Consider the following 21,769-nt stretch of genomic DNA (forward strand, 5'->3'; position numbering starts at 1 on the left):
ATTCATGACGGCTGTAGTACGTTCCCGTGCCAGAGCCTGTGCCGTCTCGGTTGCGGCCTGCTCGGCACGCTCTTTCGCTGAGACTGCTTTGGCTCGCTCCAGTTCAGCCGCCTGGCGCTCGACGCGAGCTTCTTTCAGCTCCTCAACGGCCGCTGCTGCTGCAGCGCGTTCTTGTGCGAGCGTTCGCTCCGTGTCAGCTGCGGTCCGCTCCACTTGTTGTCTCGCTGTGACCGCGTCGGTCCGTTCCTGCTCAGCCGCGGCCGTACGCTTCATGAGTGCGGCATTGGCCAGTTTCGCTTCGGCGAGATCGCCACGAAGCAGCTCCGCCTTCCGGCGTTCGTCGTCGAGCATGCCGCTCGCCTGCCCCAGTGAAGCCTTGGCCGTGGCGCGATCCTCGGCGGCCTGGGTCTCAAGCTGTTCAATTTGGACGCGCGCTTGCGATAAATCGCGCGCCTGCCTTTGGGCCTGCTCCTGCTCGAGATGAGCAGCGGGCATCTCCTCAAGGACATAGCTGGTGGCCTCGCTCAGCATCGTGCGGGCATCTCCCGCAATGCGCCGCAACGCGTCAAGAGTGCGGGCCGCCGCGAGTTCATTGCGCAACCGCTCCTCGCGCGCGTCATCGGCAGCTGCCATGCTTGCCCTCAGCGTGTGGATCTGCTTGCTCGCCTCGAGGAGCGCTCCCTGCAGAGCGGCGCTCCTGGCACGCTCGCCTTCCGCCGCCCGGTGTTCCTGGTCGGCCAATTGTCTCGCAGCGGCAGACTGAGCACGATCCGTCCCGTCTTGCGCCTGGTTAGCCGTGAGATCCGGGCCAAGCAATTCGGCACTCGCCTGAAGTTTCAACGGGCGCGAAAGGTCTCGATGGGCCTGGTCTTGGGTTTGCGAGATGGCTGAAGCGCTTTCGACCCAGATTTGTCTCGTCATCGCATAGCCAATCGGCGCGGCCAGACAAATGGCGGCGAGACCCAAACGCGATACAAGAACGATCGGCCTGCGAACGACAGGGTTTGAGGCAGGCGCCATGGCCGGGTCGGGATCTCCCATCTGAGCTGTGAAATTCAAACCGCGATCCGCAGCATAGGCCAACGGAGCAATTTTTGGCGGTGAAGCTCTATGGCGCAATTGGTCCCATGCCGACCCGCAAATCCGCTTCCCATATTCCGCGATCGCGCTGATGGATGCTGCAAGCCGGCCAGACTGCACACTGTTCGGTGCAGGAGCACCGGTCACCAACGAGCTCCCGCTGGGTTCGGATGTCGCGGCGAAATGCTCGATTCGCACTCCGAACCGAGAGTAGTTGGTATTTTGAGCCCGAACATCCAGGCCGACCGCATGCAAGGGGTTGGCAGCCTTGGAAGAAGCAGGTCCGGCGACAAGTCCGGCCGGGCTTTCCCATTCCCAAGAAGCCTCGTCGGCGATACCGGATCTGCCTTCGTCAAACGCTGCAAGGCGGCTCCGTCGCACCGCGGCAAGGATACGCCGGAGCACAAGATAGGCGCCTACCGATGCAAGCGTCACTACCGCGCTCAGAATGGTCAAATTTACGTCGTTTGCATACATTTCGGCAAGATAATTTGGCATTGCCGTGCCCGTGCGTTCTGGGGTGTATCGTCAAGTTCGTAAAGCGATGCCTGGTCATCCGCCTTGGTATTGGCCAAGGCCTTACCGCCCTCGAAACGTCGCTTTCATCGGGATCCTTCTGGTACTTGCGAATTGTTGCGGATGGGGCGCCGGTCGCGTGCTGATAGATCGCCGCGGTTTATATTCGTTGGCGGGCAATGGCCGACCAAGGACACATGCGGGGCCCTGAGACGCCGATTTGCGCCTCTGCATATCAACCTCGCGAGAGTTCGCCGGTGCGGACAATTCGCCACTTCCCGGCTCTTGACTGTCCATCATGAACTTTAAGCTAGGTCACAGCGCACCACGGTCAACCATCACCTCGCAATGATCCTGCCGGCAGCCTTCGGCCAGACAAAAGGGCCATTGTAGTGCCCGCTCTTCGTAGCGAAGCTGGATTGTTCGGCGATGCATTCCCGCCGAGCTTAGAATTCGTTGCACTGTTTCGCGAAAAGTACGACGTCAGTTGCTAAGCTGGTGAAAGCGTGGTGATCCCGACAGGAATCGAACCTGTGACCTACAGATTAGGAATTTGTCAGACGGCCTTTCCTGTTGTTTCCCAATGCCGGTCGTTGTACAATTTCGACGGTTCTAACATATTCAAGTTGTTGTGGTTTTCGTACGGCGCGGCTATCATAGCGTAGGCAAACCGACAAATCAAATCCGATGCAATCACCGTACTAATGCCGTACTAAATCTCATGACAGACCTTCGACTCCCCCTTACCGACCGCGCCGTTGCAAGCCTCCAGCAGGCGTCTTCGGGCCAATATTTTGCTCGGGACACCGACCTGCAGGGCTTCATGGTGCTCGTGGGCAAACGGAAGAAAACATTCGTCGTCCAGGGTGATCGAATGAAGGCGGGCAAGCGTCTTTCCGTCCGGATGAAGGTAGCCGAAGTTGGAGAACTCACAACGCGCGCGGCGCGGGCGAAGGCCAAGGACATTCTCGGCAAGATCGCCAACGGCGTGGACCCTCGCGCGTCGACGCGCAAGCGGGACGGCGAAGCTGCAGCGGCTGATTTGCCTTCGATTGCGAACCCCACGCTTCGCATTGCCTGGGAGCGCTATCGCGACGGGCATATGAAGAACAAAGGCCGAAGCGATGGGACGATCAACAACTATCGTGATCACATCGAGCGACTACTGGCCGATTGGCTTGACGAACCCCTTTCCAAGCTGGGCAACGATCCTTCCCTCGTGACTGTGCGGCACGGAAAGCTCACCAAGGAGAACGGCGCCTACATTGCCAATGGGTGCATGCGAACGCTGCGCGCCGTCTACAATCATGCTCGTAAGGCTGCCCGCACGCTGCCTGCGGACAACCCGGTCTCAGCCATAGACTGGAACGCCGAACATCGGCGCGACACCGCGCTCGGGCTTTCGGATCTCAAAGAATGGTTCACCCAGCTCGCGGCCTTGAAGAATCCAGTTCGTCGAGAACTCCATCTGTTCATGCTGCTGTGAGGCCATCGCCCTGAGGCGATCAGGAAGGCGAGGGTCGAGCATGTCGATTTTCGCGCGCGTGTCCTGCACATACCCAGGCCGAAGGGTGGCGAGGTCAAGGCCTTCGACATACCGCTTTCGAACGCCATGGTCCGCTGCCTGGTTCGAGTGATGCGTATTGGCCGGGCGCTCTACGCCAAGCAATCGCGTGACTGGCTGTTCCCGGCCGAGAGCGAAAGCGGTCACATCATCGAGCATAAAGAGAAACGCAGCGATCTGTCGAAATGGGGGAATGACCTGCGGCAGACTTTCCGCACGATCGCGCAAACCGCGGGCATTGCGGAGCTTGATGTGCATCTTCTGATGAACCACTCGATCCCGGGCGTTAACGCAGGCTACATCACACGCAACAAGTTGCTGAGCGACCATCTGCGCCAGCAGCAAGAGGCCATCTCACGCCGAATGCTCGAAGCTGGCCGTTCGATACGAAGAGAAACGACGGATCGTGCATGTGCCTGGCCCGCACTTCCGAGCCGGCGAATACTTTCTGATCTGCTGAGCAGAAAGGACTAATTTAGCTTCATACGTGTCGGGGGTTCGAGGGGAGAGCGCTACATCGCAAGACCCACTATTGAGGGGGCGCTCTTTTGCTATCGTAAGCAAGCGTGACGGCAAGTCGGGATCGGCCTCACGAGGTTGAAAACCACGACTCGTCGCAATGATGGTAGGGGCATACAAATAAACGAAATCAAATAGTTATAAGAGCCCGTGTACAATAACTGCACACGAAAGTTCTCCTTCTCTTCCATCTCCGTTTTTGCGATGGGGTGGCCGAGAGGCCTCCTAGACCTGCGACCGTCCGGCACAACGCTAAAGAAGACCTGCACAGCAGCGCGGTCCAGACGGACCTCGCTGCTGTGACGGCGCCGCCGGAGTGATCAGAAGAAGCCGAGTTTCTTCGGGCTGTAGCTGACCAGCATATTCTTGGTCTGCTGATAGTGGTCGAGCATCATCTTGTGGGTCTCGCGGCCAATGCCGGACTGCTTGTAACCGCCGAACGCGGCGTGCGCCGGATAGGCATGATAGCAGTTGGTCCAGACGCGGCCCGCCTGGATGGCGCGGCCGAAGCGGTAGCAGCGATTTGCGTCGCGGCTCCAGATGCCGGCGCCGAGGCCGTAGAGGGTGTCGTTGGCGATCAACAGCGCCTCTTCGTCATCCTTGAAGGTGGTGACCGAGACCACCGGTCCAAAGATTTCCTCCTGGAACACGCGCATCTTGTTGTGGCCCTTGAACACGGTCGGCTGGACGTAATAGCCGCCGGCAAGGTCGCCCGGAAGTTCGGCGCGGCCGCCGCCGGTCAGCACCTCGGCGCCTTCCTGACGGCCGATGTCGAAGTAGCTCAGGATCTTATCGAGCTGCTCCGAGGACGCCTGCGCGCCGAGCATGGTGGCCGGATCGAGCGGATCACCCTGCACAATCGCCTGCACGCGCTTCAGCGCCGTCTCCATGAAGCGGTCATAGATCGACTCGTGGATCAGTGCACGGCTCGGGCAGGTGCAGACCTCACCCTGGTTGAACGCGAACATGACGAAACCCTCGACCGCCTTGTCGAAGAAGTCGTCATCTTCCGCGAGCACATCCTGGAAGAAGATGTTGGGTGACTTGCCGCCGAGTTCGAGGGTTACCGGAATAAGGTTCTGGCCGGCATATTGCATGATCAGCCGGCCGGTACTCGTCTCACCAGTGAAGGCAATCTTGGCGATGCGCGGTGACGACGCCAGCGGCTTGCCGGCTTCAAGGCCGAAGCCGTTGACGATGTTCAAGACCCCTGGCGGCAGAAGATCGCCGATCAGATCGGCCCAGAGCAGGATCGAGGCCGGCGTCTGCTCGGCCGGCTTCAGCACGACGCAGTTGCCGGCGGCAATCGCGGGCGCCAGCTTCCAGCACGCCATCAGCAGCGGGAAGTTCCAGGGAATGATCTGGCCAACCACGCCAAGAGGCTCGTGAAAGTGATAGGCAACGGTGTCGTCGTCGATCTGGGAGAGGCTGCCCTCCTGGCTGCGCAGTGCGCCGGCGAAATAGCGGAAATGATCGACGGCGAGCGGCACGTCAGCGGCGGTCGTTTCGCGGATCGGCTTGCCATTGTCCCAAGTCTCGGCGAGGGCGAGGAGGTCCACATTGTCCTCCATGCGGTCGGCGATGCGGTTGAGGATCAGCGCACGTTCGGCAACGCTGGTGCGGCCCCAGGCGTCTTTGGCGGCATGCGCGGCATCGAGCGCGGCTTCGACATCGGCCGCGTCGGAACGAGCGACCTCGCACAACAGCTGGCCGTTCACCGGCGAATGATTGTCAAAGTACCGGCCGGCGCGAGGCTCGGCCCATTTGCCGCCGATGAAGTTGCCATAGCGCTTGGCAAAGGGGACCTTGACCGCGCGCGAAAATTCTACCTTGTTCATGTCTTCCTCCCGAAGGCGACGCCGCTGGATGCGGACGTTCCGGTTGAAAGCGTTGCGGGATGGATGCCGCAATGTCAGCCCCGTCCGGGCGCCGGACCAGGCCGACCTGTCGCAAAACTGCGACAGGTCGGGGCGCGAACATCAATGTGGGCGGCGGATGCCGAACCGGGCGAGTTTGCGATGCAGTGTGGCGCGAGAGATGCCGAGGTTTTGCGCGGCTGCGGAAACGTTGCCTTCTGACCGGGCAAGCGCGCGCTGGATGGCGGAACGCTCGGCTTCCGTCAAGTCTTCCGATGCCGCCGGCGCGTCGCCCAGGAGGTCGGCGGCGGGCAATGGCTTGGCCAGGCAATCCTGCGTGATGCCAAGCGCCAGCCGCGCTGCGCGGGTCGCCCCGACCACAAGGTCGTCGGCATCGACCGCCACCAACGCGCCCGTGCTCCTGTCGGCGACCGGTGCCAGCAGGATGCGCGCTTTCGGAAACGCCATACGGAAATTGTTGGCTTCGATACGTCGGGCGGCCTCATTGACAGCCATGGCGATGAGATTGACGAAGCCCTCTGTCAGGTCGGCCCGGCAGGACGACACGTCGAGCGCGGCGCAAAGGTTGCCTAAATGATCGTAGACTGGTGCCGTGGTGCAACTGAGCAGCGTGTTGCGAGTGAAGAAATGCTGATCACGGTGGATAGTGAGTGCGCGCTGCTCAACCAGGCACGTTCCGATGCCGTTGGTGCCCTCGCTGTGTTCACTCCACACCGAGCCGGTCCACAGGCCCCAGGAATGAAAGGTCTCGTCGTCGACCGGTGCGCCACGGCGATCGACCGGGACACCATCGCGATCAGCCAGCAACACGCAGCAGCCGACACCGCCGACGGCAAGATAGAGCCTGTCGAGACTGGACTGGGCGGCAGCGAGCAGAGCCTCGACCTTCTGCCGGGCGACGCTCAATTCGATGTCCGTCAACCGCCGGGGTGACTTCTGGCCTGCAGGATCAAGCCTGTGCAACGAGGCCGAGCGCCGCCACGAAGCGACCAGCGCCGATTTTGCAGCGGCATCCGATGCGATCGATGCTTGAACACGGTCCGCATGCAATGTGGCCATGTGCCGGTCCATCCTTCCTCCCGAAGCCTGAACGCCGATAGACTTGCCCGCTGTTTCCTCAGTCTTCCAGCGGCAAAAAATATTGTCCTCCGCGCTGCTATCTTGCTCTTGGTGCCCCGCTGTCAATTGGTCTGAAGTGCTAGAACCATCCAGGAGTCGGAGCGCAGCTCATTCGCTCATCGCATGAAGCGCATCATGCCTGACGATTTCGATGCTGCGCAGGCTGAGCAGGCGTATGACGCCCTTGTCCTTCAGCCGGGTGAAGATCCGCGATACCGTCTCGATGGTGAGGCCGAGATAATCGCCGATGTCCATGCGCGACATTGGTAGTTCCACCTGCCGCAATCCGCCCTGGCGCTCCGCTATGTCGACGAGGAACGCGGCGACGCGTTCTATGGCGCTCTGGCGACCGAGCACCAGAAGGTGTTCCTGCGCTCTGGTCAACCCCTTGAGCGCCAGGGGCAGCAACTGATGGGACATATCCGCTCCAGCCGTCAGGCGGAAGACGCGGACCCCGGTGGAATTGATCGCCTCAGCAAAGAAATGGTGCGTCGTGTCGGCCTCGAAGCCGAACGTCTCTCCGGCGAGGTGAAAGGCACTGATCTGCCGGCGCCCGTCAGCAAGCAGGCGGTAGACGCGGACGGCGCCGAACTCCACCTGGTAGAAGGCTCCGGCCTTCTCGCCCTGGGCGTAGATTTCCGCGCCTGCGGGATAGAAGCTGAGTGGTTGCAGCAGTGCGGGCTCGAAAGCCTCCGGCAGGTTGGGCTGGGCAGTCCGTGACGGCAGCGAAATTCTGGAGGCGGTGTAGGCGTGCATGGCTGTTTTCCCGGTTGATCCGTGACACAGCAATCGCGCGAATCCGCGGGTCGCGAAATTCGGTTATGTCCCTACGGGAAACTACCTAGATGCCCGCCCCAGGTGGCACTGGAGCGTTGATCGCGAAGGTGCGCGCCCGGTTACGCCCTCTGCTATTTCCACTTGTCTGCGTCGATTCGGCCGTCGCCGGTCAATGGAGCGGGCGCGTCATAGCCCTCTTTGCGGTTACCTTCCGGGTGGTCTTTCTCGCGAGCAAGCAACAGCCGGACATTGCGGAATTTCGGGGTAATATCCTTCAGATCTGCCATGGCGAACTCCTTTGATGGAGTGTCATAAAGCGCCGGCAGGACTTGGCCTTGGATTGGCATCGAAGAAGGCACGAGGGTCTGTCTCAGAGGCTCGGGCTCGGCAGCAGCAGCATCGCGCAAGCACCGGCGGTCGCGGCGATCAGGGTTGCGCCGGCCAGCGGCAACCAGAACCTGACCGGGCCGGCAAATACTGCCAGCGACAGGCGGCCGACCGCGTTTGCTGCCAGCGCCGCGAGCACCGCCTGGCCCACTGTCTCGACAGGGACCGAATGCTTGACCAGGCGCAAAGCACTGAGCACCGAAACATCGACATCGAATGTGCCTGCGAGCGCCGAGCTCGCGAGCAAGCCGCGTTCGCCGAATTGAGCAGCCAACGCGGCGCTCGAGGTCGCGACAATCGCAAAGAGCACAGCGAAGAGCAGCAACGGGCCTAGTTCGAATGGATTGCGCGCGATCGCCCCGCCCTCGCGGTCTCCGCTATCCCGGGCCATGAGCAATGCTCCGAAAACAGCAAAGGAGAGTGCTGCGGCGATCGCCGGAATGCCGACCGAAACGAACACGCTCGGCTCGATGATCAGAACCACGGCGCAGACGCGTAGCAACGAAACCATCGCCGCCAGCGAAGCTGCGCCTGCAAGCGGCGATGGATTGCTTGCCGGCGCGGCGTTGCGGGCCAGCGCCACGGTTACGGCGGTTGAAGAGACGATGGCGCCGGTGAGCGAGCTGACGAGCAACCCACGCGTGGTCCCAAGTACGCGAATGGCGACATAGCCAGCGAACGATATCGACGCCATCAGCACCGTGAGGAACCAGACCTCCCACGGGTTGAAGCCACCCCACGGGTCGAGCGTCCGGTTTGGCAGCAGGGGTAAAACGATTGCGGTCATCACCGCCAGGATCAGCGCCGAACGAAGCTCGATCCAGGTCAGGCTCTTCAAGAGGCCGTGCAGGATTTCGCGACTGGCAAGGACCGCGGCCAATGCTGCTCCTCCGGCAGAAGCGGCCCGGAAGTCACCAGCGACCGCAAGCGCGCCGAGTGCGAACACGCCAAGGGCCGCTATGACTCCCGTAACGCTGAAATCCTTGTCATGGGCAGCCTCACGCGCCTTGTACCAGGCAAAGATTGCGGCGAAGGCGACGAGGCCACCTACCAGCACGGAAACCGCGCCGAGCGCCTCGGCCAGTGCCGCGAGAATGCCACCGAGCAGGCCGGATATGCCGAAAGTTCGAATTCCGGCCGTCCGGCTGCGATCCGGCGCATCGCGCTCCCGCCAGCCGCGCTCCAATCCGACGAGCAGGCCTATTGCCAGTGCAAGTCCGAGCCGTGCGATCAGCGAATCCATGGTTTGCTACTTTCAGGCGGTGGCCATCGGCAGGTGGTCGCGAACCCATCTGACGATCTGCCCCGCTGTCATGGCGCCGGATGTGCGCGCGACCTCACGTCCGCCATGGAAGAGGATCATGGTCGGGATGCTGCGGATGCCGAGCCTGGCTGAAACGGCCTGCTCATTGTCGGAATTGAGCTTAATCAGGCGAACATCCGGCTCCAGTTCGTTCGTTGCCGCCTCATATGCCGGCGCCATCATCTTGCACGGGCCGCACCATGGTGCCCAGATATCGACGACAACGGGGATGCTGCTACGCGTGATCTGGTGATCGAAAACCCGACCGTTGACGTCTTCAGGGTGACCTGAGAACAGCCGTTTCCCGCACTTTCCGCATTTCGCGCCCCCGGCATTGCGCCCCGGCGGCAGTCGGTTAACCCCGCCGCACGTGCTGCAAACCACCAGGTTTTCCTGCGCCATGGCCATTGATAACATCTTATCTGCGCGGGGATCTCCCTCGCCAAGTGCCTCGCACCTCCAATCTTGGCGCGACAGGCAACACGGTTAGGACAGCTCAGCCTGCTGGAGGTCCGTGCTTTGCGAAACCGAGCGAGTGGAAGAGTTCACTCGCTTGCCTTCCGACCTGACACCTGCGTGATCAGGATCCGGAAGAACACGTGCGGCGTGCTTTCCGCAACCGGAGGCACCACCGGCTTGAGGGCACCGGGCTCCCACCAATCAGAATGCTTGCTCAACACCGACCATGCATGGTCGCGCTCGAGCTTGTGGCCGATCCGGTCCGGCAGTTCCTCAAACCGCCCGTCGACAACAACACTTCTCCATCCCCGTCCTTCACCGTGTTCGTCGACCTGGACGGACACCAGCGGATTGGCACGCATCCAGTCGATCTTCTTGCCGGGCATGGAAAACGCGTAGAGATGATTGTCGGCGTGCGCATAGTGCACCGGCACCACGTAGGGCTGCCCATCCTTCGCGCATGCCAGATGACCGACACGATTGGCGGTCAGCAATTTCGTGCATTCCAGAGCGGATAATGTGCGGATCAGCATGTGTGATCTCCTGAGTCTATTGATCGTCCCACAGACTGTTGGCCCAGCCGCCGGGGATGTCATTGATCGCGATCAAGGCAGGCTTGCCGCTCGCCCGCTGCGGCATAAGCGGCAATTTCGGAAAATGATTTAAATCAAGGCGCTGCTTGCCGCTTCCCCCAATCATGGGGAGATGTGGAAGCCGATCCTCAGCGCTCCGTTTGGTCGCGAACTCGAACTCGCCGTCTTCGACGAGGACGGCGAACATGCGCTCGTATTTCCCTGTATAAAAGGCCGGCAGGGTTGGAAGCACGCAGGGACTGGCGTGCGCGTCGATATCCGCCCGACCCATTGGCGGCACTGGCTGTCGAAGACAGTGCCGACAGACGACGGCAAGTCTCTCGGGGACGCTTGCTAGGGTTTGGATTCCACGATCAACGCCATGCGCACGAGATGCGACAGGCTGCCCGCGGCCATCTTGCTCATGACATTGGCACGATGAATCTCGACGGTGCGCGGACTGATACCCAGGTCATAGGCGATCGTCTTATTCGGCAGACCCGACACGAGCCCATCCAGAACCTGGCGCTCCCGCTCCGAAAGTGAGGCCAGGCGCCCGTGGATTTCAACGGATTGCGGATGCGTTGCATTCGCCTGGTTGCGGTTGGCCAACGCGGAGCGGATCGCGTCGATCAAGACCTGGTCGTCGAACGGTTTTTCAATGAAATCGGAAGCGCCTTCCTTCATTGCCTGAACGGCCAGAGCCACATCCGCGTGGCCCGTCATGACGATCACCGGGAGCTTATGGGAGCGCATTCTGAGTTGGCGCAGGAACTCGATGCCGTCTATTCCCGGCATGCGCACGTCGGTGACGATGCAGCCGTCGAGGTCGACCTTTGCCGTCGAGAGAAAAGCTGTGGCCGATTCGTGCAGGCGTACTGCAAAATCTGCGGTCGCCAGAAGAAAACCGAGCGACTTGCGCACGTCCATGTCGTCGTCAACCACGTGCACCAGATCACTGCCGGCCATTTGTGACCTCTTCCTTCTCCACAATGCGCAAGGTGAATCGGAAGGCGGTCCCGCCGCTCGGCATCGCCTCGGCCCATATGTGACCACCGTGCGATTCCACGATGGTGCGGCAAATAGAGAGACCGACACCCATGCCTTGCTTCTTGGTGGTTACAAACGGCTGGAAGAGTTGAGCCGAGACTTCCGGCGCGAGACCCGGGCCGGTATCGATCACGCTTACCTCGGCCATCCCATCATCCCGGGCAATTGTTGTGACTTTCAATTCGCGGCGCGGCGAGTCCTGCATAGCCTCCACCGCATTGCGCATCAGGTTGAGCAAAACCTGCTGAATCTGGATGCGGTCGGTCAAGACCAGTTCGGCGACTGGGTCAAGCTTGTAGCTGACGAGGAGATTTATCTCTCTTGCACCAACCAAGGCTAGGGATGCGGCTTCCTCGATCAGCATTGGCAGTCGTTCGACTTGGCGCTCGCTTTCGCCCCTGGCTACAAAATCCCTCAGGTGACGGATCACGTCGCCTGCCCGCAAGGCCTGCTCAGCTGCCTTTTCCACGGCATCCCGAAGCATGGGCGCATTCTCGTCGCGGCTCTTCTCAAGCAGCCGACGACTGCCTTTGAGGTAATTCGTGATGGCGGTGAGCGGCTGGTTGATCTCATGAGCAAGCGTCGAGGCCATCTCGCCGAGTGCGGTGAACCGCGCCATGTGCAGCAGCTCCTGCTGCTGCTCCTGGATTCTTGCTTCTGCGCGGTGGCGTTCCGTCAAGTCGCGGCAGAAGCCGGTAAAAAAACGTCCGGTCCCCGGATGCATCTCGCCAACGGAAAGCTCCATCGGGAAAGTCGTGCCATCCTTGCGTGCCCCGGTCACGGTGCGGCCGAGCCCGATGATCCGGCGCTCTCCCGTTGTTAGGTAGCGAAGGAGATAGGCGTCATGCTCGTCGCGGTAGGGCGAGGGCATCAGCATTTTCACGTTTTGACCAATGACTTCGCCTGACTGGTAGCCAAACAGCGTTTCGGCAGCGGTGCTGAAGGACTGAATCCCACCCTGCTCGTCGATGACGACCATCGCGTCCGGCACTGTTGCAAGGATCGACCGCAAATGGTCCTCACGCAGCCGAAGTGCTGCGTTTGCAAAGGAGAGTTCGCTGACATCAGTACCTTCAATGAAGATCGCGGTGATACGGCCATCGTCAGCCCTGACTGGCTGATAGACAAAATCAAGGATGCGCTCTTCGACCGGGCCGTCGGCTATGTTGCGAAGGCCAACCTTCACCCCGTGGCCAATGTAGGGCTCGCCGGTCGTGTACACATAGTCCAGATGTTCGAAAAACCCATTCCCTTCGAGCTCGGGAAAGGCGTCCCGCACTGACTTTCCAATCACTTGCCTGTGGCCAGTCAATCGCTGGTAGGCGGCATTGGTCAGCTCGAAAATGTGACCTGGCTCGCGCAGCAGCGCTATAAAGCCTGGAGCCTGATCGAACATTTGAGACAACAATGATTTCAGTGTCGTCCCGCCGGGCGACAAACTGAGTGCTTCGTCTTTGATCACCTGAAGTTCCTGGGTTCGACGGTGCTACCGGGGCTAACTATCACTTCTCGCCGCACACGCAAAACGGATCGAGCCGAGGTTTTCGAACGCAGATGCAATTGCCGGCCTTTGATGCGCATCAAGGCATTGGACGCTGTCGAATGCAATTCATCCCGCATTCCATCGTTCCGCGAAAGGCGCCCGCAATGTCTTACAAGTCAATCATCGTCAACCTCGCCATCGATGCGCCTTCCGCACCTGTTGTAAAGGTGGGGATCGAGCTCGCGGAACGGTTTGGCGCCCGTCTCATCGGTCTGGCGGCTGCGGATGTTCCGCCCTTGGTCGCGACTGGCGACGGTATGGTCTACGAAGGCGAGATCATGCAGATCCAGCACACCGAAATCGAAAAGCGGCTTGCCGAACTGCGAGCCGAATTCGAGAGGCTGGTTCCTGCTTCGATCTTTAGCGAATGGGGGCAAGCTGTTTGCAGTCCAACCCGCTTCCTGAGCATTTCGGCTCGATCCGCCGATCTTATTGTCACCGGCAGCGAGAAAGGGGAAAATGTCTTTCGTGCAATGGACGTCGGCAGCCTGGTACTTGGTATTGGCCGGCCGGTCCTGGTCGCTGCGAGCAATGTCGAACAAGTCATGGCGAAAACCGTGCTGGTTGCCTGGAAAGACACGAGGGAAGCACGGCGGGCGATAGCAGATGCGTTGCCCCTTCTGGCCAAGGCCAACGAAGTCGTCGTTGCCACAATCGATACGGACCGCGACGAGAGCATCCGCGACAGTCTCGCCGATATCGCGGTTTTTCTGGAACATCACGGCATCATGGCACGAACCGAACTGATTGCCGGCGAGGCTGACGGCGATCAGTTGCTGATATTTGCGCGGTCGATCCATGCGGACCTGATCGTCTCGGGTGCCTATGGGCACAGCCGTCTGCGGGAATGGGCGTTCGGCGGGGTCACGCGCTCGCTGATTGAGGAAAGCGGCATCAACCGCTTCATGTCGTATTGATGGGTCGACGTCCCAGCAGCCGAGTGCGCGGCGGTGGGTTCAGGAACTTCAATCTACCCCCTTCGCCGCCTTGGCCTGGCAACGGCTCCGTCTGTTGACCGAGATCAAGTCGTTGGCCGCCTGCATGGCTATGATTCTCAAAAGGCAGGAGTGACCAAGATGAGCTTTCTCGATTATCTGATTTCAGTCGACGCCAGGGCCGCGTTGATGGGTCGCATGATGCGCAAGCTTGGTGTCGACAGGCAGTTGAAAGTGGTGGCGGACCATGCAGCCGTCACCGATCGGGCGGTCAACCGCTGCCGATCCTGCGGCCATCAGGACGAATGCTCGACTTGGCTCGATCAACACGAGCAAACCGATGCTTCGCCAGATTATTGCCGCAACCGCGACCTGATCGCACGGCTGCAGCATGCGGCCGGCCAGCGTTAGTCGTCGAGCGGCTACGCACGCAGTTCGCCTTGGGAAAATGGTGGGGGGTAGCCCTTGGCTACGAGACCAGGATGACGGACAACGGCTCGGCGCAAAATAGATTGTCCTCAACGCCTTTGACGCCGGCGACGTTTTCGGCCGCGACGATGGCTGCCCGGCGCTCGCGTTCGTCGAAGATGGCGCCGCTCAGTTTTACGATCCCTTTGTCGACACTGACATTGATCAGATCATTTCCAGCCCACTTCTGCGCTGCAAGCTCCGCGACGATGCTCCGGCGTATCCCTTCGTCGTCAATGGCCGTTGGGGTCGAGGCTGGCTGCGTGTGAAGCAGCGCACGAAGAAGATCGGAGCGGGCAATCATTCCGACAACTTTGTCGCCGTCGACGATCGGGATGCGTTTGATGCAGTGATGCGTCATCAACTCGACGACCTCGGCAAGCGATGCATTGGGGGATGCAGTGACAACGCTGTCGGTCATCACGTCCTCGACCCGCCGTCCGTTGGCCAGGACATATTCTTCGGCAACTCTTCCCGGGCTGACAAGAAACTCCAGCCAGCGTGGGCGCTTGCGCTGAGTGCCCAACTCTGCGCGGCGTAGGAAATCACCCTCGCTGATAATGCCCACCAGCGCGCCGTCGCTGCGAATGACGGGAAGCCCGCTGATCTTGCTGGAGAGCATCAATCCGGCTGCTTCGACGATCGACGCAGACGGATGTATTGCAACGACCGGTGTGGTCATTATGGCTTTGGCTTGCATGCCAACCTCCTCAGATACTTTATCCCGTTGCTTATCGAGATCGCGCACGCCGTGTCTTGATCTGAATCATTTTCAGATTGCGAAAGCGCAACGAGAGCGGTCTGAACGCGATTTATGAAGAGGCTTCGCAAATCGCGGAGACTTCATCGTGAAGCAACCCAGTTCGATCGACCCCGACATGGTCGTTGACGAAATCATGAGGAAATGGCCGGCAACGGTGGCTGTGGTGCTGAGATATAAGATGCTCTGCGTCGGCTGCCCGATCGGCACATTCCATACAGTGGCTGAAGCGTGCCTTGAGCACCACGTCGATGAAAGCCGTTTTATCGCCGACTTGGAAGCGACTGTCCGCCGCAGAGAATGAGATCAGCGCTTGTCCCGGTTCTCGGCCAGAACCACAAGGCGATGCGCATCCTTGACCGTGACTTTCTGGCGTCCGCTGACAATTATTCCATCGTCTTCCCACCGGCTCAGCAGCCGGCTGACGGTGTGCAGCGTCGTTCCCGTCATCTCGGCAATGTCCTGCCTGGAAATCGGGAAATCGATTTCGATGCCGCTGTCGGTCTTTCGGCCGGTCTGGTTTGCCAGTCGCAGCAGCGCATGCGCAACCCGCTGCTCCACCTGCTCGGTGGACATCTCCACAACCCTCGTCTGCGTCTCCTGCAGCCTGCTTCCAACCGTCCTGTAGGTGGCCGCCCCAAACACAGGGAAGCGTCCCGCCAGGTCCGGCCACAGAGCGTTTGGCCAGGCCAGCACCACGCAGTCCACCGCTGCGATTGCGCTGGCGGGATAGGTCGTCCGGCCAAGTGCCGCGGCCACGCCAAATATCTCGCCTTCGCTGATGTATCTTGCGATGACCTGTTGTCCGTCCGGCGTGGTGCGAACCACACGGATGTGCCCGGCGATCAGCACGAAGAAGGAATGAGCCTCGGCTTCCTGCTCGAAGATCGCAGTCTCCTTGGCATAGCGAGACGACCGCGCGTCTCGCAGGATCTCGCTCTGCTCGTCGGGCGTCAGACCCTGAAAGAGGGGCAGTCGCGAAATCAGCGATCGGTCCAGCGCAGCCAAGCGGATTCCTCACGGCCCTACGGTTCCGCATCAGTCGTGCGGAAGACCTTTCTTATCCTGAGTTTGCGCCAGCGCAAATTGATCCCAGCCGCATCGGGCTAAATGGCATGGAACGGCGCGATGCCGCGAAGACGAAACAAAGGACAAATCGATGAAACTCTCCATTCTCGCTGCCGCAATCTCCCTCCTCGCGCTCGCCGGCGGCGCAAGCGCCGAAGAGCATGTGGTGCAGATGCTCAACAAGGGCGAAAAGGGCGCCATGGTTTTCCAGCCGGCCTTCGTCAAGGCAGCTCCTGGCGACACCGTCAAGTTCGTGCCGACCGACAAGAGCCATGACGCGGAGTCGATCAAGGGTATGCTTCCGGACGGCGCCGAAGCCTTCAAGGGAAAGCCCAACGAGGAGATCACCGTCACACTGACCGAGGAGGGGGTGTATGGCGTCAAATGTGCGCCTCACTACGGTATGGGCATGGTCGCCCTGATCGTTGTCGGCAAGCCGGTCAACCTCGACGCAGCCAAGACGGTCAAACATGCGGGGAAGGCAAAGACGGTGTTCGCCGACCTGTTCAGCCAAATCCCGGCCAACTGACGGCAATCGATACAGCCATGCCTGCCGCATGAAGGGCAGGCGAGGGCCGGACGGACCGAGGGCGGCGGTTCATCCGGCCCTGTTCATTTTGGAGACGCAGATCATGGGGATTCCACGCCTACGAGCCTACACAGGACCCGCATTCCTTTCCTACGGATTCAGGCCCTTCTTCTTCCTCGGGTCGCTGTATGCCGCGCTCTCCATTCTGCTTTGGCTGCCGATGTACGCCGGCGAACTCGATGCCCACAGTGCGTTCGTTGCCGTCGACTGGCACATTCACGAGATGCTGTTCGGCTATCTGCCGGCGATCGTTACCGGGTTCCTGCTGACCGCCATCCCGAACTGGACCGGCCGGCTGCCCGTGCAAGGCCTGCCGCTGCTGGCGCTGGTGGTCCTGTGGCTTGCCGGCCGTGCCGCGGTCTTCGTCTCGGCGGATATCGGCTGGGAAGCAGCCGCCGTGATCGATGTCTCCTTTCTGCTTGCGGTCGCTGCCGCGGCGGCACGCGAAATCGTCGCGGGACGCAACTGGCGCAATCTCAAGGTGCTGCTGCCGCTTGCCGTCCTGGCGGGCGCCAACGGCATGTTCCATTTCGAGGCCCACCTTCAAGGCACATCCGACATCGGCCGCAGGCTCGGTATGGCTGCGGCGATCGTACTCATCTCGCTGATCGGTGGGCGTATCATTCCGAGCTTCACACGCAACTGGCTCGCCCGGGAAAATCCTGGCAAGCTGCCTGCGCCGTTTGACCGTTTCGACATCGCATCGATAGCCATCTCAGCTCTCGCGCTGGGAGCATGGACGTTCGCCCCCGACAACCGCGCCTCGGGAATGCTTATGGCCGTCGCCGCAATCTGCCAGGCTTGGCGTCTGTCGCGCTGGGCTGGCGAACGCACATCGCGGGATCCGCTCGTGCTCATCCTCCACCTTGCATATGCCTTCGTGCCGGTCGGCCTTGCCCTTGTCTCGGCTTCGATCCTCCTTCCTGCCGCCGTGCCGGCCGCTGCAGGGCTCCACGCGCTCGGAACGGGTGCGGTCGGTGCTATGACGCTTGCCGTGATGACCCGCGCAACGCTCGGGCACACCGGACGAGAACTCAAGGCTGGAAGAGGCACCTCCTTTATCTTCGTGGCCGTCCTGCTCGCGGGATCGTTGAGAATCCTGGCCGCCTTCGTCCCCTCAGCCGCGGTGATCGATATGGCCGGCGCCGCATGGGTGGTGGCATTCGCCGGCTTCGTCCTGATCCACGGAACCGCGTTGACGACACCCAAGGCACGGTGAGGCGAGGGAAGGGCGGCGGGTGAACTCGCGACGATCGAGAAAACGTGGCCCCGCTATCCCTGCTTTTCAGGCGATGCCAAGCCAGCCAAGAATCCGGCTTGCCCATCCCGAATGGTCCCGGACCAATCTGAATCCCAGATTGTCGGGAGGAGTGCCAACGGCACAGCCTCCGCTTTTCCCGTCACTGACGAAGTTCGACATGTAGGCTCGGTGAAGCCCTTCAAGGACGTGGACGCCGCAATTATCGACCGAACTCGCAACATCGCTTCCATCCGCAGCCAACGTGGTGCGGACATAGCAGGTCGAAGTCCACTCCCAGACGTTGCCGGAAAAGTCGGCGAGGCCCAGGGAATTGAAACCAAACGAGCCACGGCTCCTCGGCATCGGGTCCGGTTTGCGATTGAGGTCCACCTCGGCCTTGTAGCTGGTGAGCCATCGTCTGGCGGGGTTGCTGGCTTCGTTTTCGACACCCTCGAATTCGCCTGCGAACCGCTCCGCAGCGGCAAAGGCCCACTCTTCGTCGGATGGCAGCCGCCATTGGTCGCCGGTCACTTGCGAATACCACCGGGCGTAGGCATTCGCATCGAGATAGCTTACCCCGGTGACGGGAGCATTGCTCGGGATCGCGCGCGTCTCCTGTGCCGGCTGACAGGCGCCAGCCGACACGCAGTCCGCATAGTCGGCCGCACCAACCTGGTAGGCCATGATTTCGAGAGGTCTGTCGAGTTGCCGCTCGAGGCGGGGATTGCCTTGCGGGCGTCCCTCTTTCAGGAACTCGCCCGGAGTCGGATAGGTGATCGAACCGGAAAGCAAGACAACCGTCATAGCGACGGGGTGGGGTTGTCGATCCCCGAAGACCGCCTGCAGCGCGAGCCCTACCGGAACAGCAGCGGCTGCCAGGGCGACCGGCAGAACCTTCAGGATGAAAAGAGACATGGCTTTTGTCCATGCCCGGCAAGCGACGCTGGCCGGGTAAATTGGAGTGCCGTCAGTTGGTGGCTATGGGTTTGGGCGCCTCGACCTGCGTCATCAGGTCGTCATCCCACTCGCCTTCGATCATGAAGTGAGCGGTCGCTCCGAGTTCCACAGCCTCAATCAGATTGTGATTGACGTAGGCGTAGACACCCGGCTGCAGGAACGTATAGAGCGCCGAGCCCGCCGAGCCGCCGCGGATGAACCAGGTTTCCAGGTCCTTGGCCGGCGGGTTGGCGAATTTGCCCTGTTCCCAGACATAATCGCCGTGACCGCCGATCAGATGCGGTCGGGTATCGCGGTTGGCCTGTGAATGGACGATCAACACGGTCTCGCCGACTTTCGCTTTCATGGCGTTGTCGCCGGTCAGGGAACCGACCTTGCCGTTGAACACGACATGCGTCGGGATCAGCCCGCGCATGACCTTGACGATGTCATCGTAGCCGTCGCCGACCGATTCGTAGTTCTTGAAGTTGCCCTTATCGTCGCGCGGAATATAGAAGTCGTTCTCGCCGATGTAGAAGATCTTGTCGTACTTTACCGGTTCGCCCTTGTCGTTTCTGAGCCCATCGCGCGGCAGCACCATGATTGCGCCGCTCATGCCGGAGACGACATGCCAAGGGATCATCGCGCCACCAGGTGCGCAGTGATAGACGAACGTTCCCGTTCGCGTTGCCTTGAAGCGCAAGGTCACCTGTTCGCCGGGATTGATCAACGTGAGACCGCCGCCGCCCAGAGCGCCCGTCGCGGCGTGGAAGTCGATGTTGTGGGCGAGTGAGTTGGTATCGGGGTTGATGAGCGTCAGTTCGAGGTAGTCATCCTGATGCACGACCATCAGCGGGCCTGGAATCGAGCCGTTGTAGGTCATCGCATTGAGCGTCGTGCCGTCGGCGTCGATGACGACAGGCTTTTCCTCGATCGTCATGGTGAACTCGACAATCTTGGGCCCACCCTTGGCGACCTGATCATGCGGATGCACGAAAGGCGGTGCCACGAGCGTGATCTTCTCGCGAGGTAGCCCGCTAATCTCTGCCTTTGTAACCGTGGCCGACAATGCGGGCAGTGCCGCAACGGCGGCAGCGCCAAGTGCTGCTCCAAAGAGGGCTTCGCGTCGCGTGATCATGTCAGTCTCCTGTCTTTCTACCGTTGCAGATGAGTAGAAGCTATCTGACTTGACGCAGCGTTTCTTTGCGCTGGCGCAAATTGGTAGACGTTAATCGCAGAAACAACAGCCCTTGAAATGCGGCGATTGCGCGAGAATTGAGATGCAGCAGTTTCGTGTCGCAGCTTTTCTGCAAGCCTGCAAAGTCACCGGTGGCTTTTTGAAGATCAGCGGTCGCTTTTGTTCTCAAATCGATCGCAATTCGTGCGGCGGCCCCGTCGCGATCTTCGTGCCGGTCACTCTTTCAGGGCTCAAATAAACCCACCCAGGCCAAGTGCACCAAGAAAGTTGGTCGTCCAACGAGGAGAGGTCGGTCAGATCAGCTTTTTTGAGACAGGCGGGACGTTATCACAGAGGACGCATTCGGCGCGGATGGGCACGCCAAGCATGACGAGCGCAATATGCCGAAGGAAAGTTGCCGACGGCCTCATCTCAAAGATCTGGGAGGAAAGGAGAACCCAATGGACTCTGCTTTGAGTCCCCGCTTTTTCGCAGCTACGAAACCATCGTGACCGAGAGCGATTTTGTAAGCAAGAGGCTGTCCTTGACTTGCCCAAGCCCGGCAACGTTCTCCGCCGCAACGATCGCTGCCTTCCGTTGACGCTCGTCGACAATCGCCCCTGTCAGTTCGACAACTCCGTCGCTGACCCTCACATCAATCAAGTCACCATCGCTCCACGATTGTCCCTTCAGCTCGGCAAGTATAGCCTTGCGGATCAGGTCGTCATCGGGTGGCGTGGGGCCCTGTTTCGACATGGTGCGGATCAGGACGCGCAGCAAATCAGTTCGCGTGATGATTCCGACGACCCTTTCGCGATCGACAATCGGCATATTGTTGATGCGGTGTTGCATCATCAAGTTTACAATATCAGTAATCGAGGCGCCTGGAGAAGCCGAAATGACGTTTGTAACCATGACCTGATGGACAATCCGTCCGTTCGATCGCGCATAACCATCGGCGATTGTGCCAGGGCCAAGGTCAAACTCCAGCCAGCGAGGACGCGTCCGCTGCGTCCCAAGTTCCTCCCGGCGCAAGAAGTCGCTTTTGCTTACAATGCCAACAAGGGCACCGTCGCTGCCCGTTACCGGGAGGCAGCTTATTTTGTTTGAGAGCATGAGCTCGACGGCTTCGGCGATCGTCGCGTTCGCATCCGTCGTGATGACTGGCTTTGTCATTATGGCTTCGGCTTGCATGCTCACTTCCTGATTATTTGTCAGATGATGATAGGATATCGCAACACGCGGCGCCTTGATCTGAGTCACTTGGAACGAGGGGCATTCTCCGCGCCGTCGTCGCGTTCGATGAGAATGCGCTCCGCCGCGCCGTCGAGATCCTCGTACTGGCCGCTTCTCAACGCCCACAGGAAGCCGGACAGGCCGAGTGCGCCAAGGAAAAGCGCGACGGGTATGAGGTAGGTGAGAGTGGTCATGACGATCCGACCAGTTCGTTGGCGTTGGATAGTCTTTCGCGGCGAATATTCCTGTCCGGTGAAATTGGCTCTGACGAGCGCAGCCGCAGCGCATTGCCAATGACAAGCAGTGACGAGGCGGACATGGCGATCGCCGCTATCAAAGGCGTAACGTGTCCGAGGATGGCGATCGGTACCGCGACCGCATTGTAGACGATCGCGATGACGATGTTCTGCCGGATCAAGCGTCCTGCCTGGCGCGAAACGTCCAGCGCGAGAGGCACTGCCAGGAGGCTTTCGCGCAGAAAAACGAAGTCGGCTGCATTGCGGCCAATGTCGGCGGCTGTGGCGGGCGCAATCGAGACATGCGCAGCGCTCAGCGCCGGCGTGTCGTTGAGCCCGTCGCCGACCATCAGAACCT

At 60.5% G+C, this 21,769-nt stretch carries 23 protein-coding genes and 3 pseudogenes; 8 read left to right on the forward strand and 18 right to left on the reverse strand.

Features of this window, described 5'->3' with window-relative positions; genetic code table 11:
- Positions 1-1,578: pseudogene (locus EN749_RS38710) on the reverse strand (hypothetical protein); the annotation flags it as partial.
- Positions 1,579-2,317: 739 nt separating this feature from the next.
- Between EN749_RS38710 and EN749_RS38715 the strand changes: the two are divergent.
- Together EN749_RS38715 and EN749_RS38720 are read left to right on the forward strand one after the other, a co-directional pair.
- A complete protein-coding gene (locus EN749_RS38715; RefSeq protein WP_245482647.1) occupies positions 2,318-3,082 on the forward strand; it encodes an Arm DNA-binding domain-containing protein in 765 nt (254 codons plus the stop codon).
- A gap of 12 nt (positions 3,083-3,094) precedes the next feature.
- A pseudogene (locus tag EN749_RS38720) lies at positions 3,095-3,634 on the forward strand (integrase); the annotation flags it as partial.
- 365 nt (positions 3,635-3,999) lie between these two features.
- Here the strand turns inward: EN749_RS38720 and adh are convergent.
- From adh to EN749_RS10080, 10 genes are all read right to left on the reverse strand, one after another.
- Positions 4,000-5,517, reverse strand: a complete 1,518-nt coding sequence (gene adh, locus EN749_RS10040) for an aldehyde dehydrogenase (RefSeq protein WP_128363040.1) — start codon at positions 5,515-5,517, stop codon at positions 4,000-4,002.
- Between the two features lie 141 nt (positions 5,518-5,658).
- Positions 5,659-6,627 carry a helix-turn-helix domain-containing protein gene (locus EN749_RS10045; protein WP_127396076.1) on the reverse strand — a complete coding sequence of 323 codons (969 nt, stop codon included), beginning with the start codon at positions 6,625-6,627 and terminating at the stop codon, positions 5,659-5,661.
- Positions 6,628-6,783: 156 nt separating this feature from the next.
- Complete coding sequence (locus EN749_RS10050; protein WP_127809156.1) at positions 6,784-7,431, reverse strand: helix-turn-helix domain-containing protein; 648 nt, start codon at positions 7,429-7,431, stop codon at positions 6,784-6,786.
- Between the two features lie 152 nt (positions 7,432-7,583).
- On the reverse strand, positions 7,584-7,739 hold the full coding sequence (locus EN749_RS37635) for a hypothetical protein (RefSeq protein ID WP_164873688.1): 156 nt from the start codon (positions 7,737-7,739) through the stop codon (positions 7,584-7,586).
- Between the two features lie 83 nt (positions 7,740-7,822).
- On the reverse strand, positions 7,823-9,082 hold the full coding sequence (locus tag EN749_RS10055) for an MgtC/SapB family protein (protein ID WP_127397236.1): 1,260 nt from the start codon (positions 9,080-9,082) through the stop codon (positions 7,823-7,825).
- Between the two features lie 12 nt (positions 9,083-9,094).
- Positions 9,095-9,544, reverse strand: coding sequence for a thioredoxin TrxC (trxC, locus tag EN749_RS10060; protein WP_127397237.1), 450 nt, complete (start codon positions 9,542-9,544; stop codon positions 9,095-9,097).
- A 143-nt stretch (positions 9,545-9,687) separates the two neighbouring features.
- The gene (locus EN749_RS10065; RefSeq protein ID WP_127397235.1) at positions 9,688-10,134 is read right to left on the reverse strand and encodes a pyridoxamine 5'-phosphate oxidase family protein; all 447 of its coding nucleotides are present in this window, start codon (positions 10,132-10,134) and stop codon (positions 9,688-9,690) included.
- 16 nt (positions 10,135-10,150) lie between these two features.
- The gene (locus EN749_RS37640; RefSeq protein WP_164873785.1) at positions 10,151-10,381 is read right to left on the reverse strand and encodes a hypothetical protein; all 231 of its coding nucleotides are present in this window, start codon (positions 10,379-10,381) and stop codon (positions 10,151-10,153) included.
- A 146-nt stretch (positions 10,382-10,527) separates the two neighbouring features.
- Positions 10,528-11,142: a response regulator FixJ gene (gene fixJ, locus EN749_RS10075; RefSeq protein ID WP_128363041.1), complete on the reverse strand. Its 615-nt coding sequence runs from the start codon at positions 11,140-11,142 to the stop codon at positions 10,528-10,530.
- On the reverse strand, positions 11,129-12,685 hold the full coding sequence (locus EN749_RS10080) for a PAS domain S-box protein (protein WP_128363042.1): 1,557 nt from the start codon (positions 12,683-12,685) through the stop codon (positions 11,129-11,131). The genes fixJ and EN749_RS10080 overlap by 14 nt, the downstream gene beginning before the upstream one ends.
- 185 nt (positions 12,686-12,870) lie before the next feature.
- Here EN749_RS10080 and EN749_RS10085 point away from each other — a divergent pair, with 185 nt between their 5' ends.
- The gene (locus EN749_RS10085; RefSeq protein WP_189367447.1) at positions 12,871-13,683 is read left to right on the forward strand and encodes a universal stress protein; all 813 of its coding nucleotides are present in this window, start codon (positions 12,871-12,873) and stop codon (positions 13,681-13,683) included.
- A gap of 159 nt (positions 13,684-13,842) precedes the next feature.
- Complete coding sequence (locus EN749_RS10090; protein WP_128363044.1) at positions 13,843-14,112, forward strand: DUF6455 family protein; 270 nt, start codon at positions 13,843-13,845, stop codon at positions 14,110-14,112.
- Between the two features lie 58 nt (positions 14,113-14,170).
- Here the strand turns inward: EN749_RS10090 and EN749_RS10095 are convergent, their stop codons facing one another.
- Positions 14,171-14,869 carry a CBS domain-containing protein gene (locus tag EN749_RS10095; RefSeq protein ID WP_128363045.1) on the reverse strand — a complete coding sequence of 233 codons (699 nt, stop codon included), beginning with the start codon at positions 14,867-14,869 and terminating at the stop codon, positions 14,171-14,173.
- Between the two features lie 148 nt (positions 14,870-15,017).
- Between EN749_RS10095 and EN749_RS10100 the strand changes: the two genes are divergently transcribed.
- Positions 15,018-15,233 carry a DUF1858 domain-containing protein gene (locus EN749_RS10100; RefSeq protein WP_013525381.1) on the forward strand — a complete coding sequence of 72 codons (216 nt, stop codon included), beginning with the start codon at positions 15,018-15,020 and terminating at the stop codon, positions 15,231-15,233.
- A gap of 2 nt (positions 15,234-15,235) precedes the next feature.
- On the opposite strand, the gene EN749_RS10105 is transcribed toward EN749_RS10100, so the two are convergent.
- Positions 15,236-15,937, reverse strand: a complete 702-nt coding sequence (locus tag EN749_RS10105; protein WP_128363046.1) for a Crp/Fnr family transcriptional regulator — start codon at positions 15,935-15,937, stop codon at positions 15,236-15,238.
- 151 nt (positions 15,938-16,088) lie between these two features.
- Between EN749_RS10105 and EN749_RS10110 the strand changes: the two genes are divergently transcribed.
- Positions 16,089-16,526 (forward strand): pseudoazurin, encoded by a 438-nt coding sequence (locus EN749_RS10110; RefSeq protein ID WP_128363047.1) that lies wholly within the window; start codon positions 16,089-16,091, stop codon positions 16,524-16,526.
- Positions 16,527-16,629: 103 nt separating this feature from the next.
- Positions 16,630-17,805, forward strand: a complete 1,176-nt coding sequence (locus tag EN749_RS10115) for an NnrS family protein (protein WP_128363048.1) — start codon at positions 16,630-16,632, stop codon at positions 17,803-17,805.
- Positions 17,806-17,871: 66 nt separating this feature from the next.
- On the opposite strand, the gene EN749_RS10120 is transcribed toward EN749_RS10115, so the two are convergent.
- Together EN749_RS10120 and nirK are read right to left on the reverse strand one after the other, a co-directional pair.
- Positions 17,872-18,741, reverse strand: coding sequence for an SUMF1/EgtB/PvdO family nonheme iron enzyme (locus EN749_RS10120; protein ID WP_128363049.1), 870 nt, complete (start codon positions 18,739-18,741; stop codon positions 17,872-17,874).
- Positions 18,742-18,793: 52 nt separating this feature from the next.
- Complete coding sequence (gene nirK / locus EN749_RS10125; RefSeq protein WP_128363050.1) at positions 18,794-19,900, reverse strand: copper-containing nitrite reductase; 1,107 nt, start codon at positions 19,898-19,900, stop codon at positions 18,794-18,796.
- 142 nt (positions 19,901-20,042) lie between these two features.
- Between nirK and EN749_RS37645 the strand changes: the two genes are divergently transcribed.
- A complete protein-coding gene (locus tag EN749_RS37645; protein ID WP_189367444.1) occupies positions 20,043-20,198 on the forward strand; it encodes a hypothetical protein in 156 nt (51 codons plus the stop codon).
- Between the two features lie 236 nt (positions 20,199-20,434).
- On the opposite strand, the gene EN749_RS10130 is transcribed toward EN749_RS37645, so the two are convergent.
- The 3 genes and pseudogenes from EN749_RS10130 to EN749_RS10140 all read right to left on the reverse strand — a co-directional run.
- Positions 20,435-21,133 carry a CBS domain-containing protein gene (locus EN749_RS10130; protein ID WP_128363051.1) on the reverse strand — a complete coding sequence of 233 codons (699 nt, stop codon included), beginning with the start codon at positions 21,131-21,133 and terminating at the stop codon, positions 20,435-20,437.
- 65 nt (positions 21,134-21,198) lie between these two features.
- Complete coding sequence (ccoS, locus tag EN749_RS10135) at positions 21,199-21,369, reverse strand: cbb3-type cytochrome oxidase assembly protein CcoS (RefSeq protein WP_127809169.1); 171 nt, start codon at positions 21,367-21,369, stop codon at positions 21,199-21,201.
- Positions 21,366-21,769: pseudogene (locus tag EN749_RS10140) on the reverse strand (nitrogen fixation protein FixI); the annotation flags it as partial. The pseudogene EN749_RS10140 and the gene ccoS, both read right to left, overlap by 4 nt.

The organism is Mesorhizobium sp. M7A.F.Ca.ET.027.02.1.1 (genome assembly GCF_004022985.1).
Lineage (GTDB): Bacteria > Pseudomonadota > Alphaproteobacteria > Rhizobiales > Rhizobiaceae > Mesorhizobium.

Coding starts and splice junctions, on each gene's coding strand:
- EN749_RS38715 (WP_245482647.1), top strand. CDS start 2,318: ATGACAGACCTTCGACTCCCCCTTACCGACCGCGCCGTTGCAAGCCTC.
- adh (WP_128363040.1), bottom strand. CDS start 5,517: ATGAACAAGGTAGAATTTTCGCGCGCGGTCAAGGTCCCCTTTGCCAAG.
- EN749_RS10045 (WP_127396076.1), bottom strand. CDS start 6,627: ATGGACCGGCACATGGCCACATTGCATGCGGACCGTGTTCAAGCATCG.
- EN749_RS10050 (WP_127809156.1), bottom strand. CDS start 7,431: ATGCACGCCTACACCGCCTCCAGAATTTCGCTGCCGTCACGGACTGCC.
- EN749_RS37635 (WP_164873688.1), bottom strand. CDS start 7,739: ATGGCAGATCTGAAGGATATTACCCCGAAATTCCGCAATGTCCGGCTG.
- EN749_RS10055 (WP_127397236.1), bottom strand. CDS start 9,082: ATGGATTCGCTGATCGCACGGCTCGGACTTGCACTGGCAATAGGCCTG.
- trxC (WP_127397237.1), bottom strand. CDS start 9,544: ATGGCGCAGGAAAACCTGGTGGTTTGCAGCACGTGCGGCGGGGTTAAC.
- EN749_RS10065 (WP_127397235.1), bottom strand. CDS start 10,134: ATGCTGATCCGCACATTATCCGCTCTGGAATGCACGAAATTGCTGACC.
- EN749_RS37640 (WP_164873785.1), bottom strand. CDS start 10,381: ATGTTCGCCGTCCTCGTCGAAGACGGCGAGTTCGAGTTCGCGACCAAA.
- fixJ (WP_128363041.1), bottom strand. CDS start 11,142: ATGGCCGGCAGTGATCTGGTGCACGTGGTTGACGACGACATGGACGTG.
- EN749_RS10085 (WP_189367447.1), top strand. CDS start 12,871: ATGTCTTACAAGTCAATCATCGTCAACCTCGCCATCGATGCGCCTTCC.
- EN749_RS10090 (WP_128363044.1), top strand. CDS start 13,843: ATGAGCTTTCTCGATTATCTGATTTCAGTCGACGCCAGGGCCGCGTTG.
- EN749_RS10095 (WP_128363045.1), bottom strand. CDS start 14,869: ATGCAAGCCAAAGCCATAATGACCACACCGGTCGTTGCAATACATCCG.
- EN749_RS10110 (WP_128363047.1), top strand. CDS start 16,089: ATGAAACTCTCCATTCTCGCTGCCGCAATCTCCCTCCTCGCGCTCGCC.
- EN749_RS10115 (WP_128363048.1), top strand. CDS start 16,630: ATGGGGATTCCACGCCTACGAGCCTACACAGGACCCGCATTCCTTTCC.
- EN749_RS10120 (WP_128363049.1), bottom strand. CDS start 18,741: ATGTCTCTTTTCATCCTGAAGGTTCTGCCGGTCGCCCTGGCAGCCGCT.
- nirK (WP_128363050.1), bottom strand. CDS start 19,900: ATGATCACGCGACGCGAAGCCCTCTTTGGAGCAGCACTTGGCGCTGCC.
- EN749_RS37645 (WP_189367444.1), top strand. CDS start 20,043: ATGCAGCAGTTTCGTGTCGCAGCTTTTCTGCAAGCCTGCAAAGTCACC.
- EN749_RS10130 (WP_128363051.1), bottom strand. CDS start 21,133: ATGCAAGCCGAAGCCATAATGACAAAGCCAGTCATCACGACGGATGCG.
- ccoS (WP_127809169.1), bottom strand. CDS start 21,369: ATGACCACTCTCACCTACCTCATACCCGTCGCGCTTTTCCTTGGCGCA.